This window comes from Streptomyces griseoruber (assembly GCF_001514205.1).
In the GTDB taxonomy this organism is placed as follows: Bacteria; Actinomycetota; Actinomycetes; order Streptomycetales; family Streptomycetaceae; genus Streptomyces; species Streptomyces griseoruber.
In genome coordinates this window covers 298,057-313,077 of sequence record NZ_KQ948770.1, presented here as the reverse complement: position 1 = coordinate 313,077, position 15,021 = coordinate 298,057, and the positions used below count along the sequence as shown (strand labels likewise).

12 protein-coding genes and 1 pseudogene are annotated in these 15,021 nt (G+C 72.9%); 4 read left to right on the top strand and 9 right to left on the bottom strand.

All coding sequences use genetic code 11. The features are described 5' to 3' along the window. Nucleotides 1-248: 248 nt before the first annotated feature. Nucleotides 249-1,847 (bottom strand): protein kinase domain-containing protein, encoded by a 1,599-nt coding sequence (locus AQJ64_RS22020; protein ID WP_055635220.1) that lies wholly within the window; start codon nucleotides 1,845-1,847, stop codon nucleotides 249-251. 374 nt (nucleotides 1,848-2,221) lie between these two features. Between AQJ64_RS22020 and AQJ64_RS22015 the strand changes: the two genes are divergently transcribed. Continuing rightward, entirely contained in the window at nucleotides 2,222-3,859 is a 1,638-nt protein-coding gene (locus tag AQJ64_RS22015; RefSeq protein ID WP_059202892.1) for a Stk1 family PASTA domain-containing Ser/Thr kinase, read from the top strand. 84 nt (nucleotides 3,860-3,943) lie between these two features. Here AQJ64_RS22015 and AQJ64_RS22010 read toward each other — a convergent pair whose 3' ends face one another. Continuing rightward, nucleotides 3,944-4,492, bottom strand: coding sequence for a bacterial proteasome activator family protein (locus tag AQJ64_RS22010; RefSeq protein WP_055638556.1), 549 nt, complete (start codon nucleotides 4,490-4,492; stop codon nucleotides 3,944-3,946). A gap of 134 nt (nucleotides 4,493-4,626) precedes the next feature. Here AQJ64_RS22010 and AQJ64_RS22005 point away from each other — a divergent pair, with 134 nt between their 5' ends. Next, nucleotides 4,627-5,394, top strand: coding sequence for a hypothetical protein (locus AQJ64_RS22005; protein WP_063788876.1), 768 nt, complete (start codon nucleotides 4,627-4,629; stop codon nucleotides 5,392-5,394). Nucleotides 5,395-5,403: 9 nt separating this feature from the next. Here AQJ64_RS22005 and AQJ64_RS22000 read toward each other — a convergent pair whose 3' ends face one another. Together AQJ64_RS22000 and AQJ64_RS21995 are read right to left on the bottom strand one after the other, a co-directional pair. After that, a complete protein-coding gene (locus AQJ64_RS22000; protein ID WP_055638558.1) occupies nucleotides 5,404-6,384 on the bottom strand; it encodes an NAD(P)H-quinone oxidoreductase in 981 nt (326 codons plus the stop codon). Between the two features lie 72 nt (nucleotides 6,385-6,456). Continuing rightward, a pseudogene (locus AQJ64_RS21995) lies at nucleotides 6,457-7,089 on the bottom strand (potassium channel family protein); the annotation flags it as partial. Between the two features lie 118 nt (nucleotides 7,090-7,207). Here AQJ64_RS21995 and AQJ64_RS21990 point away from each other — a divergent pair. Further along, on the top strand, nucleotides 7,208-8,326 hold the full coding sequence (locus AQJ64_RS21990; protein WP_055638559.1) for a potassium channel family protein: 1,119 nt from the start codon (nucleotides 7,208-7,210) through the stop codon (nucleotides 8,324-8,326). Nucleotides 8,327-8,405: 79 nt separating this feature from the next. Here AQJ64_RS21990 and AQJ64_RS21985 read toward each other — a convergent pair whose 3' ends face one another. From AQJ64_RS21985 to pdhA, 5 genes are read right to left on the bottom strand one after another with little or no spacing between them, the layout of a single operon-like run. Further along, nucleotides 8,406-9,839 (bottom strand): molybdopterin molybdotransferase MoeA, encoded by a 1,434-nt coding sequence (locus tag AQJ64_RS21985; RefSeq protein WP_059202891.1) that lies wholly within the window; start codon nucleotides 9,837-9,839, stop codon nucleotides 8,406-8,408. Continuing rightward, nucleotides 9,836-10,789, bottom strand: a complete 954-nt coding sequence (locus tag AQJ64_RS21980) for an NTP transferase domain-containing protein (protein WP_059202890.1) — start codon at nucleotides 10,787-10,789, stop codon at nucleotides 9,836-9,838. Before AQJ64_RS21980 ends, AQJ64_RS21985 begins: the two co-directional genes overlap by 4 nt. Nucleotides 10,790-10,841: 52 nt before the next feature. Next, nucleotides 10,842-12,158 (bottom strand): dihydrolipoamide acetyltransferase family protein, encoded by a 1,317-nt coding sequence (locus AQJ64_RS21975; RefSeq protein ID WP_055634517.1) that lies wholly within the window; start codon nucleotides 12,156-12,158, stop codon nucleotides 10,842-10,844. Then, complete coding sequence (locus AQJ64_RS21970) at nucleotides 12,158-13,162, bottom strand: alpha-ketoacid dehydrogenase subunit beta (RefSeq protein WP_055634518.1); 1,005 nt, start codon at nucleotides 13,160-13,162, stop codon at nucleotides 12,158-12,160. Before AQJ64_RS21970 ends, AQJ64_RS21975 begins: the two co-directional genes overlap by 1 nt. After that, nucleotides 13,159-14,295 (bottom strand): pyruvate dehydrogenase (acetyl-transferring) E1 component subunit alpha, encoded by a 1,137-nt coding sequence (gene pdhA, locus AQJ64_RS21965; protein WP_055634519.1) that lies wholly within the window; start codon nucleotides 14,293-14,295, stop codon nucleotides 13,159-13,161. Before pdhA ends, AQJ64_RS21970 begins: the two co-directional genes overlap by 4 nt. Nucleotides 14,296-14,618: 323 nt before the next feature. Here pdhA and AQJ64_RS21960 point away from each other — a divergent pair. After that, on the top strand, nucleotides 14,619-15,021 hold a 403-nt coding region (locus AQJ64_RS21960), incomplete at its 3' end, for an Lrp/AsnC family transcriptional regulator (protein ID WP_244902678.1).

Sequence of the window (15,021 nt, the reverse complement as noted above, 5' to 3'; positions counted from 1 at the left end):
CCCTGCAACAGGCACGTTACCCAGTAGTCCACATTTCTGTGAAACCCCTCCTGACCTGCGTTTTTGCTTGGATTTCCAAGTAAATTCGCAAAATCGGGAACTCTTCCTGGTCACAGCCTTGCAGGGGGCCGGAACAAGGGCACGTTATCCCGGTGACCCAGGTCACGGGAAGAGTCCCCCGAATGCACTACGCGCGCGTGATGCCCAGGAAAGGGCGTCACGCGCGCGTGGCTGAAAAAAGCGATCGGTCAGTTGCCGCCGAGGCCGGCGCCGAGGGTGGTGCTGCCCTGGTCGGTGCCGCCGTTCGCGGAGCCGTCGGTCGTGCCCTGGTCGGTGCCGCCGTCCGTCCCCGGGTCGCTCGTCGTCGGGCCGGTCGGCTCCTCGGAGGTCCCCGGGTCGGTCTCCGTGTCGGTCGGCTCGCTGCTGGCCGTCTCGGAGGGCGTGGACGACGGAGTGTCCGACGGCGTGTACTGCGGGGTGTTGTAGGAGCCGGAGTCCGAGCCGGTGCTGTCGTCGGAGGTGTCGTCCGAGGACTCCTCGGACGCCTCGTCGCTCGGCGTCTCGCTGGACTCGGCGCTCTGGGACTGGGTGGCGCTCGGCGACTCGGTGGTGCCGGCGTCGCCGCTGCCCGTGTTCTTGGTGTTCAGCGCGAGCGCGACGCCCGCCGCGATGGCGATCACCGCGAGGACGGCCAGGATCCACAGCTTGCCGCGGCCGCTGCCCTTGTTCCCGTGGCCCTCGAAGCCGCCGTCGTCGCCGTTGCCGTACCCGGTGGGCAGGATCGGCTGCGGGATCTGCGAGGTCATCGAGCCGTCGTGCTGGGGCATCATCGTGGTGCTCGCGTAGGGGCTCGCGGCGGCGCCCCGGCCGTCGTGCATCGCGACCGGGCCGGTGTTCCAGGTGCCGGTGTGGCCGCCCTGGTCGTACAGCATCTGCAACGCGTACTGGACGAGTCCGCGCATCTCCTCGGCCGTCTGGAACCGGTCGTCGGGCTCCTTGGCGAGGGACCGCATGACCAGGCCGTCGAGCTCCGGCGGGCACTCGCCCTCGGAGGTCTGCGACGGCGGCATCGGGATGTCCTGGACGTGCTGGTAGACCACCGACAGCGGGGTCTCGCCGATGAACGGCGGGCGCAGCGCGAGCAGTTCGTAGAGGAGGCAGCCCGTCGCGTACAGGTCGGAGCGGTAGTCGACGGCCTTGCCGAGCGCCTGCTCCGGGGAGAGGTACTGCGGGGTGCCCATGACCATGCCGGTCTGCGTCATCGTCGTGGACGCGCCGTGCAGGGCGCGCGCGATGCCGAAGTCCATCACCTTGACGGCGCCGTTGTGCGTGATGATCACGTTCGCCGGCTTGATGTCGCGGTGCACGATGCCGTGCTGGTGCGAGTAGGCGAGCGCCTCCAGCACACCGGAGACGATGATCAGGGCCTGCTCGGGCCCGGGCGCCTCGGCGTTGAGGAGGAGGTCGCGGATGGTGCGCCCCTCGACGATCTCCATGACGATGTACGGCACGCTCTGGCCGCCCACGAAGTCCTCGCCGGAGTCGTACACGGCGACGATCGCATGGTGGTTGAGGCCGGCCACCGACTGGGCCTCGCGCGTGAAGCGGGCCTTGGAGGTGGGATCCTCGGCAAGGTCGGCGCGCAGCAGTTTGACCGCGACGGTGCGGCCGAGTCGTACGTCCTCGGCCGCGAACACCTCGGCCATACCGCCCCGACCGAGTCTGCGGGTCAGCCGGTACCGGCCGTCGCCGACCAGCCCGCCGTTGCCCCAGTTCTCGGGCGCGTCTGACATACCGCCGCCAGTCGCCTCGGGGTCGGACGGGCCCTGGGGCTGCTGCTGTGCCATCAGTCCTCGCCGTCGTTTCTGCCCGCGGTGCGCGCGGTGTTGTTACGGTCTCCGTCGGTCACGCTACAGCCTTCGCGCAAGCCTCCGGTCCTGGATGAGCCCCTGCCGGGCTCCGCCGCCGGTCCGAGACGGACCGGTCATCAAACCCGTACCACCTGCCGGCGTGCAAATTCTGTGTACCGGCCGCAAGCCACCTGTAACGCTTCCGCGACGCTTCTTTCTCGTAGGGTCACGGAACGGGCACCGAGCTTGACGTGTCAGTGCCCTGCGGCAGACTTGGCCGGGAATAGCACTTTCGATCAATGGCAGTCAACGGCAGAGAGACGCCCGGCGGTGGACGACGGCGCCTCGAGGGCCTACGGGGGACGCGGAACATGAGCCAGGACGGCGCCCAGGGCGCGCACGCGGGGCGGGCGCTGGCCAATGGCCGGTATCAGCTGCGCGATCTGCTCGGCCAGGGCGGCATGGCCTCGGTGCACCTCGCCTACGACTCGGTCCTCGACCGTCAGGTCGCGGTCAAGACGCTGCACACCGAACTCGGCCGTGAACAGGCCTTCCGCGAGCGTTTCCGCCGTGAGGCCCAGGCAGTGGCCAAGCTCACGCACACCAACATCGTCTCGGTGTTCGACACCGGCGAGGACCAGATGGGCGGCCTGACGACGCCGTACATCGTCATGGAGTACGTCGAGGGCCGCCCGCTCGGCTCCGTGCTCGACGAGGACGTACGGCGGCAGGGCGCGATGCCCGCCGACAAGGCGCTGAAGATCACCGCGGATGTGCTGGCGGCGCTGGAGATCAGCCACGAGATGGGGCTGGTCCACCGCGACATCAAGCCGGGCAACGTGATGATGACCAAGCGCGGCGTCGTCAAGGTGATGGACTTCGGCATCGCGCGCGCGATGCAGTCCGGTGTGACGTCGATGACGCAGACCGGCATGGTCGTCGGCACCCCGCAGTACCTCTCGCCGGAGCAGGCCCTGGGCCGGGGCGTGGACGCCCGTTCCGACCTGTACTCGGTCGGCATCATGCTGTTCCAACTGGTCACCGGGCGGCTGCCGTTCGACGCGGACTCGCCGCTGGCGATCGCGTACGCGCATGTGCAGGAGGAGCCGGTGGCGCCCTCCTCGATCAACCGGGCGCTGCCGCCGGCCGTGGACGCGCTGGTCGCCCGCGCGCTGAAGAAGAACCCGAACGACCGCTTCCCGAGCGCCGTCGCCATGCGCGACGAGTGCCTGCGCATCGCCGCCTCCCTCCAGCCGGCCCCGCCGAGCATCGTCCCGGGCACCCCGGTGCAGAGCGGCTCGGGTGTGGGCTCCGCGGTGTTCCCGCCGGTCGGCCAGAACACGCCGCAGCCGCCCCTGGGCAGCGTGCAGACGCCGTACCAGCCGGCGCCGACCCCGAACCCCTACGGCGCCCCGACCCCGCCGTCCGCCTCCTACGGCTACCCGCAGCAGCCCGGCTACCAGACGCCCGCCCCGGCCTACGGCCACCAGCAGGGGCCGCCCACGCCACCGGCGTACAACCTCTCGCCGCAGCCCCCGGCCCCGATGCCCCCGGGCGGCGGCAAGGGCAACAAGCCGGTGGTGATCGGTTCGGCCCTGGTCGTCGTGGTGGCGGTGGGCGCGTTCCTGATGAGCCTCGCCGTCAACGGCAGCGGCGACGACGAGGGCGGCAGCGGCGGCTCCAGCGCCTCCCCCTCGGCGACGAAGGCGGCGGGCTACCGCGGCCCCGACACCGCCAAGACGATCGAGTCGACCGAGTGCTCCGAGCCGGAGGAGTCGTACAACGACCCCGACAAGGTCCGGGTGCCGGACTTCAAGTTCAAGTACATCCAGTCGGTCAAGGCCTGCTTCCAGGCGGCCGGCTGGAAGATGAAGATCAAGTACGTGGACGAGAACACCTACGGCGACGGCGCGGTGATGGACCAGTTCCCGTCCGCCGGGACGGACGTCGACCCGTCGGACGTGCCGGAGATCGAGCTGAGCGTGTCGACGGGCAATCCGGCGTCCTGACCCGCCCGGCGGCAAAGGCAGAAGAAAGGGCCCGGCTTCCACGCCGGGCCCTGTTGTCGTCTACGACGGTGCAAAACGCTGTGCTCAGAGGTACGGGCCGCCCGCGCGGCCGCCCGCGCGGGGGTCGTCGACCCCCTCGTGACCGCCCACCCCCGGCGGCAGCGCCCGGCGCATCTGCTCCAACTGCGCGCGTGCGGCCATCTGCTGGGCGAACAGGGTCGTCTGGATGCCGTGGAAGAGGCCCTCCAGCCAGCCCACCAACTGGGCCTGCGCGATCCGCAGTTCCGCGTCGCTGGGGGTGGAGTCCTCGTTGAACGGCAGGGACAGCCGCTCCAACTCCTCGACGAGCTCCGGCGCCAGGCCGTCCTCGAGTTCCTTCACCGAACTGGAGTGGATCTCCTTCAGCCGGGCCCGGCTCGCCTCGTCCAGGGGAGCCGCGCGTACCTCCTCCAGCAACTGCTTGATCATGCTGCCGATCCGCATGACCTTCGCCGGCTGCTCGACCTGCTCCGTCACCGGGATCTCACGGGAGTCCTCATCGGCGTCGACGCCACCGAGTGCCATACCGTCCTGGCCCACGACCAGGATCTTCTGGGCGGTCTCCGGCGACCTTTCGTTCCTCGGCATCTCCATGCCGCCATTCTCTCGCACCCCTCCACCTCATCACCGTGGTGCCCCCCATGAAGGAAGATCCACCGTTTCCGCACGGCACGCGTTCGGTGTAGTCCGGTATGCGGGGCTTTGGCGGGAGTGTGAGTCTGAGGGACGTGACTCGATTGCGGCGGGGGTTGTGCGCGGTGGGGGTGCTGGTGCTGCCGTACGGTGCCGTCTCGTCGTACGGGGCCGTGTCGACGTACGGGGCCGTCTCGTCGTACGGGACCGTGTCGACGTACGGGGCCGTCTCGTCGTACGGGACCGTATCGACGTACAAGAGCGGCGCGTCGTACGGGACCGTATCGACGTACAAGAGCGGAGCGTCGTACGGCGGTGTCCCGACGCACGACCGGCGCGGCGGCGGGCACGGCGAGGGTGCGACGGACGACAGGGGCTCGGCGCACCGCAGGGGCCCGGTGGCGGTCGCCTCCCCCTCCGCTTCCTCCTCCCCCGACCCCGACCGGGCCGGGAGCCGGGCCGGTGAGGGGCGGGCGCGGCCCGGGCGGCCGGACGAGGAGCAGGGCGCGGCGCAGGACGAGGACGACACGGGCCAGGAGGCCGGTGCCGGCGTGGACGGAACGGACGGCACCGGTGCCACCGAGGGCTCCGGCGACAGCGGCTCGGGCGACTCCGAAGGCTCCGGTGACCCGCTGGACCGGCCCGAAGGCGACCCGGACGCCGACGCCGGAGCCGAGTCGCCGCCGGAGGCGGCCGTCGCGCCGCAGGCCTCCGCGCCGCAGGACGGGGCAGGTCCGGCCGCAGCGCCGGGGGAGCGGGCCGAGGGACCCGTGCTGCGGATCCTGCCGCTGGGCAGCGGACTGGTCCTCATCGGGCTCGGGCTGGGCCTCGGCCTCGCCGCGCTCCGGCTGCGGCGCTCCTGAACCGGCGCGCTAGGGCACGACCAGCAGCACCTTGCCCACGTGGCCGCTCTCCTCGACGACCCGGTGCGCCGCGGCCGCGTCGCTCATCGGGATCTCCCGGTCGACGACGGGACGGACATGCCCCGCCGCGAGGAGGGGCCAGACGTGTTCGCGTACGGCGGCGACGATGGCCGTCTTCTCCGCGAGCGGGCGGGCCCGCAGCGAGGTCGCGCTGATCGCGGCGCGCTTGTTCAGGAGCGCCGCGATGTTCAGCTCGCCCTTGATGCCGCCCTGCATGCCGATGATCGCGAGCCGGCCGTTGACGGCGAGGCTCTGGACATTGCGGTCCAGGTACTTCGCCCCCATGTTGTCGAGGATCACATCGGCGCCCGCGCCACCGGTGGCCGCCTTCAGCTCGGCGACGAAGTCCTGCTCGCGGTAGTCGATCAGGATGTCCGCGCCCAGCTCGGCGCAGCGCTCCAGCTTCTCCTTGGTACCGGCGGTCACCGCGACCTTGGCTCCGACGGCCTTGGCCAGCTGGATCGCCATGGTGCCGATGCCGCTGGAGCCGCCGTGCACGAGCAGGGTCTCGCCGGGGCGCAGCTGGGCGACCATGAACACGTTCGACCAGACCGTGCAGGTCACCTCGGGGAGCGCGGCGGCCTGCCGGAGATCGACGCCCTCGGGCACGGGCAGCAGCTGTCCGGCCGGGACGGCGACCTTCTCGGCGTATCCGCCGCCCGAGAGCAGCGCGCACACCTCGTCGCCGACGGTCCAGCCGGAGACTCCGGGGCCGATCGCGGCGATCCGGCCGGAGCACTCCAGGCCGGGGTACGGGGAGGCGCCGGGGGGCGGGTCGTAGAAGCCCTGTCGTTGCAGGATGTCGGCGCGGTTGACGGCGCCGGCCACCACCTCGACCAGGACCTCGCCCTCGGCGGGCACGGGATCGGGGACCTCGTCCCACACCAGCGCCTCGGGACCACCAGGTTCGGGAATCGTGATCGCATGCATGAAGGGGACGCTACTCCGCGCCCGGACGCGGGGTCCCTCCGGGAAGGCAGCGGCTGTCCGGTGCGCGGCCGCTCAGTCGACGCGGACGATCGTGATCAGCCTGTCCGTCAGCTCCAGCACGCCGACGGCGGGATCGTCGTAGGCGAGGACCCGGTGGCCGCGGACGACGCTGACCACCAGGTCGTCCGTCTCGCGCGGACCGCGGCCCGCCTCCGCCTTGGTCACGGTCCGCTCGACGAGGTCCAGCCCGCTGCCCTGCTGTATCAGGTCCTCCATCACCAGACCGGCCGACGGGCTGAGCACGCTGAGCCCCAGCAGCCGTCCGGCCGCCCCGGCGCTGGTGATGACCTCGTCGGCGCCGGACTGCTTCAGCAGCGGCGCGTTCTCCTCCTCGCGCGCCGCGGCCACGATCTTCGCGGCCGGGTTGAGCTGGCGGGCCGTCAGCGCCACCAGGACGGCCGTGTCGTCGCGCTGGGTGGCGATGACGATCCGTCCGGCCCGCTGCACCTCCGCCCGCCGCAGCACATCACTGCGGGTGGCGTCCCCGACCACACCCCCGTAGCCCTCGGCCGTCGCCGCGTCGATCGCCTTCGAGCTGGGATCGATCACCACGACCTGGTCCTTGCGCAGCCCCGAGGCACAGGCCGTCCGGATCGCGGACCTCCCCTTCGTGCCGAAGCCGACGACGACAATGTGGTCGCGCAAGGGGACCTCCGGTACGGGAACGGACACGGGCCCTGGGACCGTGTTGCTTCATGGCGGGTGGGAACCCGCCGGGAACCATGGTGCCCATCGATCGGATCACGGCCACAGGGGGCACGCGATGAAGGACCAGGAACGACAGCCCACCGGGCCGGTGCGGCTCTCTCTCGTCAGGTCCCTCTGGTACCGCTCCCGCCGGGAGGCACGCGACGACGCCGAGGCGGGGCGCTCCATCACCATGCCGGTGAGCGTCGGCGCGCCCCCGCTCCAGCAGGTGCTGCGCCGCCTCGCCATGGGCCTGCTGGTGCTGGCCCTGACCACCCTGATCGTCTACGCCGACCACGAGGGCTACAACGACAACTCCGACGGTTCCGTGGACCTCCTCGACTCCGCCTACTACGCCACGGTCACCCTCTCCACCACCGGCTACGGCGACATCACCCCCGTGAGCGACACCGCCCGGCTGGTCAACATCCTCGTCATCACCCCGCTGCGCGTGCTGTTCCTGATCATCCTGGTCGGGACCACCCTGGAGGTGCTCACCGAACGCACCCGGCAGCAGGTGCGCATCCACCGCTGGCGGATGCGCACCCGGGACCATGTCGTGGTCGTCGGATACGGCACGAAGGGCCGGCACGCGGTGCAGACGCTGGTCGGGCAGGGTGTCGCCAAGGAGCGGATCGTGGTCGTGGACGCCCAGCGCAAGGCCACCGAAGCGGCCGGCGACGACGGGCTGGTGGCCGTCACCGGGGACGCCACCCGCAGCGAGGTGCTGCGGCGGGCGGAGGTACCGCATGCCTCCCGCGTGATCGTCGCCCCGCAACGCGACGACACGGCCGCCCTGGTCACGCTGACGGCCCGGCAGCTCAACCGGCGCGCCACGATCGTGGTGGCGGCCCGCGAGGACGAGAACGTGCCCCTGCTCCGGCAGTCCGGCGCGAACACCGTGGTCACCAGCTCCTCGTCCGCGGGACGGCTGCTCGGCGTCTCGATGGTCAGCCCGACCGTGGCGAAGACCCTGGAGAACCTGATGACCCTCGGCAGCGGGCTGACCCTCTTCGAACGCCCCGTCACCGAGGGCGAGGAAGGGCAGTCGCCGCGCAGCTCCGCGGACCTGGTCGTGGCCGTCGTACGGGACCGGCAGCTGCTCGACTACACCGACCCCCGGCTCACCCGGCTCCAGCAGGGGGACCGGGTGATCACGGTCCGCCGGGCGGTACCGGCGCCCGAACAGGTGTGACAGGCCCGCCATGCGGGTGTTTCACGTGAAACAGACGGTTTGTTTCACGTGAAACAGGACGTGCCCAAGGCCGGCTGTTTCACGTGAAACACGCCGCGACCCCGGCCGTCGCCCACGGCAGGTCGAGGAGTTCCGCCCGCTGGCCCGCCCGCGCTCCCCCCGGCGGTACGACGGCCAGCGCGTCGGCCGCGGCGACGCCCCGGAGCATCGCCGGGCCGTTGTAGTGCAGCGGGACGACATGATCACCGCGCAGCACCACCGGGACGAGCCGGGTGTCATGGGGATGCCCGTGCACCTCGTCCCGCAGGGGCATCCCATAGCGCTCCGGGGCGGGCCGGGCGGACAGGGTGCGCAGCAAGGGCTCGGCGAGCGTGAGGAGCCCGGAGACGGCCGCGAGGGGGTTGCCGGGCAGACCGACGAGGTGCTGCTCGTCCTTGGTGCGCGCCAGCAGCATGGGGTGCCCGGGGCGCGCCTGGACACCGTCCACGAGGAGTTCGGCGCCGACGCGGCGCAGGACGGGATGGACGTGGTCGACGGGGCCGGAGGCGGTGCCGCCGGTGGTGAGGATCAGGTCGGCGGAGGATCTGCTGACGGCCTTGTGCAGGGCCTTCTCGTCGTCGCCGATCCGCCGCACGGCGACGACCTCGGCGCCCAGGGCCCGCAGCCACGGCGGCAGCATGGGGCCGAGCGCGTCCCGGATGAGCCCGTCGTGCGGGCGGCCCTCGGTGAGCAGTTCGTCGCCCAGGACGAGCACCTCGGCCCGGGGCCGCGGTACGGCGGACAGGGTGTCGTACCCGGCGGCCGCGGCGAGGCCGAGGACCGCCGGGGTCACCACCGCACCGGCGGGCAGCAGCTGATCGCCGCTACGGCACTCCTGCCCGCGGGGGCGGATGTCCTGGCCGTGGCTCATGTCCCGGGTCGGATGCAGCCGTCCCTGGGCGTCGGTGCGGCCGTGCTCGCTGCGCAGGACCGCCGTGGTGTCCGGGGGGATACGGGCGCCGGTGGCGATCCGGACGGCCTCGCCGTCGGCGAGGGGTTCGGGCGCGGTGCTGCCCGCCAGCACGCCCTCGTCCCGGACCCGCCAGGGGCCGGGGCCCGCCACGGCCCAGCCGTCCATCGCGGAGGTGTCGAAGGAGGGCAGGTCGGTGAGAGCGGTCAGCGGGCCGGCCAGGACCAGCCCGAGGGCGTCGCCGAGGGTCACGGAGACGGGGGCGCGGCGCGCGGCCTGGGACCGGGCGGCGCGGGCGGCGACGGTCCGGGCCTCGGGCCAGGGGGTGGCGTGGTGCCGGTGGCCGTGACGATCGGCCGGAGAGGCTGCGGCCTCCCGGGTACGGGGGCCGTGGGTGGGGGCGGCGCCTTCGGTCCGTGCGGCCGTCCGCCCGGGCACGGGGTCACCGGCCGGGCGGGCGGGGCCCTTGCCGTCGTTCACGAGGGCGAGCACCTCCTCGACGTCGAAGCCCTCGGCATCGGGGGCCTGCGTGTCCCGGCCCTCACGGATGCCGCGGCGGGTCATCCGGCGTCCGGTGCCGTGCCGCCGGGCCGGGCGGCAGCAGAGCCGTCGGGGCCTCCGGCGTTCGCCTGTTCCGCCTCCTTCGCCCAGCGCAGCGCCAGGGCTGCGGCCTTGCGGGCGGCCTCGGCGACGGCCTCGGGGCCTCCCTGGGCCTGTGCGGCCGCGTAGCCGACCAGGAAGGTGGTCAGCGGCGCGGCGGGCCGGGCCACGCCGTGGGCGGCGTCCCGGGCGAGATCGAGGAGCAGACCGGTGTCGACCTCCAGGTCGATGCCCAGCTCGTCCTTGACTGCGGAAATCCATTCGTCCAACACGTGGTCATGCTCCCTGATGCGGGCCCGGGCGGTGGCGATGTCGTCCCAGGTGTCGCAGTCGAAGGACGCGACGGGGTCGGGGACGCGGGTGAGGTCGAGGCCGGCGGTCAGCCGGCGCAGGGGCAGCCCCGTGAGGCCGCCGGGGGCGGCGCCGAGTGGCGCCAGTTCGCGGCGCAGGGCGGCGGTCCGGTACGCGGCGACGAGCGGCTGGTCGCGGCCCTCGGCGTCGGTGAGCAGGGCGCCCTCCGTGGTGCCCGCGCGCAGGGCGGCCAGCAGCCGCCTCACGGTGCCGGCCGCGAGGAAGGGCAGGTCGGCGGAGAGGACGAGGACGTCGTCGGCCGTGGTGCGGCACAGACCGGCGTCGAGCGCGGCCACGGGACCCCCGCCCGGCGGGTCCTCGCGCGCCCAGCGCACGGGCCGGGCGGTGGGCCGGGGATCGGCGACCACGATGGTGGTGCGGGCGTCGGCGCAGGCGGCGAGCACCCGGTCCAGCAGCGCCCGCCCGCCCACGCGCACCCCCGGCTTGTCGGCGCCGCCGAGACGCCGGGCGCCGCCGCCCGCGAGCACGACGGCGTCGTACGCGGCGACGGCCGGCCCCGGTGGACGGCCGGCGGGCGTGCCGGGGGGTTCGAACGAGGTCACCCCCCGAGTATGCGGGCCTCCTCGATCACAGGGAACGCGGGGAGCCGCGTGATCACAGGGTGCGCAGCAGAACCGCCGGCTGTTCCACACAGTCCGCCACATACCGCAGGAAGCCTCCGGCGGTGCCGCCGTCGCACACCCGGTGGTCGAAGGTGAGGGAGAGCTGCACGACCTGGCGCACGGCCAGCTCGCCCTCGTGCACCCACGGCTTGGGCACGATCCGGCCGACGCCGAGCATGGCCGCCTCGGGGTGGTTGATGATCGGCGTGGAGCCGTCGACGCCGAACACCCCGTAGTTGTTCAGTGTGAAGGTCCCGCCGGTCAGTTCGGCGGGGGTGAGCCGGCCGTCCCGGGCCACGTCGGTGAGCCGGGCGAACTCCGCGGTGAGCCCCTCGGCGTCCCGGGCGTGGGCGTCGCGGACGACGGGTACGACCAGCCCCCGCTCGGTCTGCGCGGCGAAGCCCAGGTGCACCTGGTCGAACCGGACGATCTCCCGCGCCTGGAGGTCGACGGTGGAGTTCAGCTCCGGGAAACGGGCCAGGGCGGCGGTGCAGATACGGGCCAGCAGCGCGAGGAGGGAGATCTTCGGGCCGCCGGCGGCGTTCATCGCGGCGCGGGCGCGCATCAGCTCGGTCGCGTCGGCGTCCACCCAGCAGGTCGCGTCGGGGATCTCGCGACGGCTGCGGGAGAGCTTGTCGGCGACGGCGCCCCGGACGCCCTTGAGGGGGACGCGCTGACCGCCGGTGAAGGCGGAGGGGACGGGAGCGGAGGCAGGGGCGGGCGAGGGCTCGGGAGCGGCCACCGCCGCCCGCAGGGCGTTCTCCACGTCCACACGCAGGATGAGCCCGTCGGGCCCGGAGCCCTTCAGCTCCCGCAGATCCAGACCGCCCTCCCGGGCCAGGCGCCGCACCAGAGGAGAGATCACGGGGACCGGACCCCCCGCCGTGACCGAGGCGGCGGGTGCGGCCGGGACGGGTGCGGCCGCGGCGGGTGCGGCGGCGGTCACCCGCGCGGCGGGCGGGGACTGCGCCGGCCTTACCCGCCTGCGCCGCGCCGGTGCCTCCGAGGTGCCGTATCCCACCAGCACGTTCCCCGAGCCCTCGGCCGGGCCGCCGGAGGCCGGAGCGCCGACCGCGACCGTGATCAGCGGGGCGCCGACGGGCAGTTCGGTGCCCTCCTCGCCGAAGCGGGCGGTGACCACACCGCCGTAGGGGCAGGGCACCTCGACCATCGCCTTGGCCGTCTCGACCTCGACGACCGGCTGGTCCACGGCGACGACGTCGCCGACCTGGACGAGCCAGCGCACGATCTCCGCCTCGGTGAGTCCCTCACCGAGGTCGGGCAGCTTGAACTCCAGCACCTGTGCCATCAGTTCCCGGCCTCCCACTGCAGCCGTGCCACGGCGTCCAGGATGCGGTCGACGCCGGGCAGGTGGTGACGCTCCAGCATCGGCGGCGGGTAGGGGATGTCGAAGCCGGCGACCCGGAGCACCGGCGCCTCCAGGTGGTGGAAGCAGCGTTCCGTGACACGGGCCGCGATCTCCCCGCCGGGGCCGCCGAAGGAGCCCGACTCGTGGACGACGACCGCGCGCCCGGTGCGGCGCACCGAGGCGGCGACCGTCTCGTCGTCGAAGGGCACCAGGGAGCGCAGGTCGACGACCTCGAGGTCCCAGCCCTCGGCGCGGGCCGCCTCGGCGGCTTCGAGACAGACGGGGACCGAGGGGCCGTAGGTGATCAGGGTCGCGCTGCTGCCGGAGCGGCGCACGACGGCGCGTCCGATCGGGTCGACCGGCTGCGGGTCCTCGGGGTTCCAGGTGTCCTTGGACCAGTAGAGCCGCTTGGGTTCGAGGACGACGACCGGGTCGTCGGAGGCGATGGCGGCGCGCAGCAGGCCGTAGGCGTCGGCGACCGTGGCGGGCGTGACGACGTGGAGCCCCGGGGTCGCCATGTAGTAGGCCTCGGAGGAGTCGCTGTGGTGCTCGACGCCGCCGATGCCGCCGCCGTAGGGGACGCGAATCGTGACCGGCAGCGGCATCCGGCCGCGGGTGCGGTTGCGCATCCGGGCGACATGGCTGATGAGCTGCTCGAACGCCGGGTAGGCGAAGGCGTCGAACTGCATCTCGACGACCGGGCGCAGGCCGTACATGGCCATGCCGACGGCGGTGCCGAGGATGCCGGCCTCGGCGAGCGGGGTGTCGGTGCAGCGGTCCTCGCCGAACTCCTTCGCGAGCCCGTCGGTGACCCGGAAGACACCGCCGAGGGTGCCCACGTCCTCGCCCAGGACGTGCACGGAGGGGTCGGCGGCCATCGCGTCGCGCAGCGCGCGCGTGAGGGCCTGCGCCATGGTGGCGGGCTTGAGGGCGACGGTGGTCATCGGTGGGCGCCTTCCTGCTCCGCCGCGAGTTCGGCCTCCAGCAGGGCACGCTGTTCGCGCAGCTGGGGGGTGGCCTCGGCGTACACGTGGGCGAAGAGGTCCATCGGGTCCAGGGCCGGGTCCTGGTTCATCCGGGCGCGCAGGTCGGCGGCCATCGTCTCGGCGGCGTCCCGCGCGGTCTGCCGGGCGTCGTCGTCGAGCAGCCCGCGCGCGGTGAGCTCGTGTTCCAGCAGCCGGATCGGGTCGTGCTCGCGCCAGGTCTCGACCTCGGCGTCGCCCCGGTAGCGGGTGGCGTCGTCGGCGTTGGTGTGGGCGTCGATACGGTAGGTGACGGCCTCGACGAGGGTGGGGCCACCGCCCTCGCGCGCACGGCGCACGGCGTCGGCGAGGACCTCGTGCACGGCGGCGGCGTCGTTGCCGTCGACCAGGCGGCCCGGCATGCCGTAGCCGACGGCCTTGTGGGCGAGGGAGGGCGCGGCGGTCTGCTTGGCGAGCGGTACGGAGATCGCGAAGCCGTTGTTCTGGACGAGGAAGACGACCGGGGCCTGCCAGACGGCGGCGAAGTTCAGCGCCTCGTGGAAGTCGCCCTCGCTGGTGCCGCCGTCGCCGACCATGGCGAGCGCCACCACGTCGTCGCCCTTGAGACGGGCGGCGTGCGCGAGGCCCACGGCGTGCGGGAGCTGGGTGGCGAGCGGGGTGCACAGGGGGGCCACCCGGTGCTCGTACGGGTCGTAGCCGGTGTGCCAGTCGCCGCGCAGCAGGGTGAGCGCGTCGACCGGGTCGACCCCGCGGGCGACGACCGCGAGGGTGTCGCGGTAGCTGGGGAACAGCCAGTCGCGGTCCTCCAGGGCCAGCGCGGCGGCGACCTCGCAGGCCTCCTGGCCGGTGCTGGAGGGATAGACCGCGAGCCGCCCCTGCTTGGTGAGGGCGGTGGCCTGCGCGTTGTAGCGGCGGCCGAGAACCAGTTGGGCGTACAGCCGCCGCAGCAGCTCCGGATCGGCCTTCGCGGCCCGCTCGGTGCCGAGGACGCGGTGGGGCTCCGCGTCGGGCAGCAGCGGCGCGGGGTCGGTGCGGGGCTGCCAGGCGGGCGGCGGGGTCGGCCGGTACGCGCCCCGCTGCTCCATGACCGTCATGACGGCACCTCCTCGTGGGAGCGGCTCGGAGAGACGGGTCGGCTTGTGACCCGCCTCACCTACCGATTGTTCGGTCGTCGGCACATTTTGGCTACAGGCACCCTCAGGCTGTGGACAAACGGTTCTCCACAACCTGAGATGGACGCAGGACGTCCATGGCGGAGAGGCGGGGGGACATGGCACCTGAACAAATGGCCGAGCACCCGAAGAACGCGGCGCCCCCGGAGAGCGGGGCGAGCGGGGAGAACGGGGAGAGCGGGGCGTACGTGCAGGAACCGCCCCCGGCCCGGCCGCTCGACGCCATCGACCGGGACATCCTCCAGATGCTCCAGGCGGACGGCCGGGCCTCGATACGGTCGGTCGCCGAACGCGTGCACGTCTCGCGCGCCAACGCCTACGCGCGGATCAACCGGCTCGTCGAGGACGGCGTCATCCGGGGGTTCGGAGCCCGGGTGAACCATGAGCGCGCGGGCCAGGGGACGAGCGCCTACATCACCCTGAAGATCGTGCAGAACACCTGGCGGACCGTCCGCGAGCAGCTCCGCCGACTGCCCGGCGCCTCCCACATCGCCCTCGTCGGGGGCGATTTCGACGTCCTGCTGCTGGTGCACACGCCCGACAACAGGGCGCTGCGCGAGGTGGTGCTGACCCGGCTCCAGGCCATCCCCGAGGTGCTCAGCACCCGCACGCTGCTGGTGTTCGAGGAGGAGGACCTGGAACCGCAGA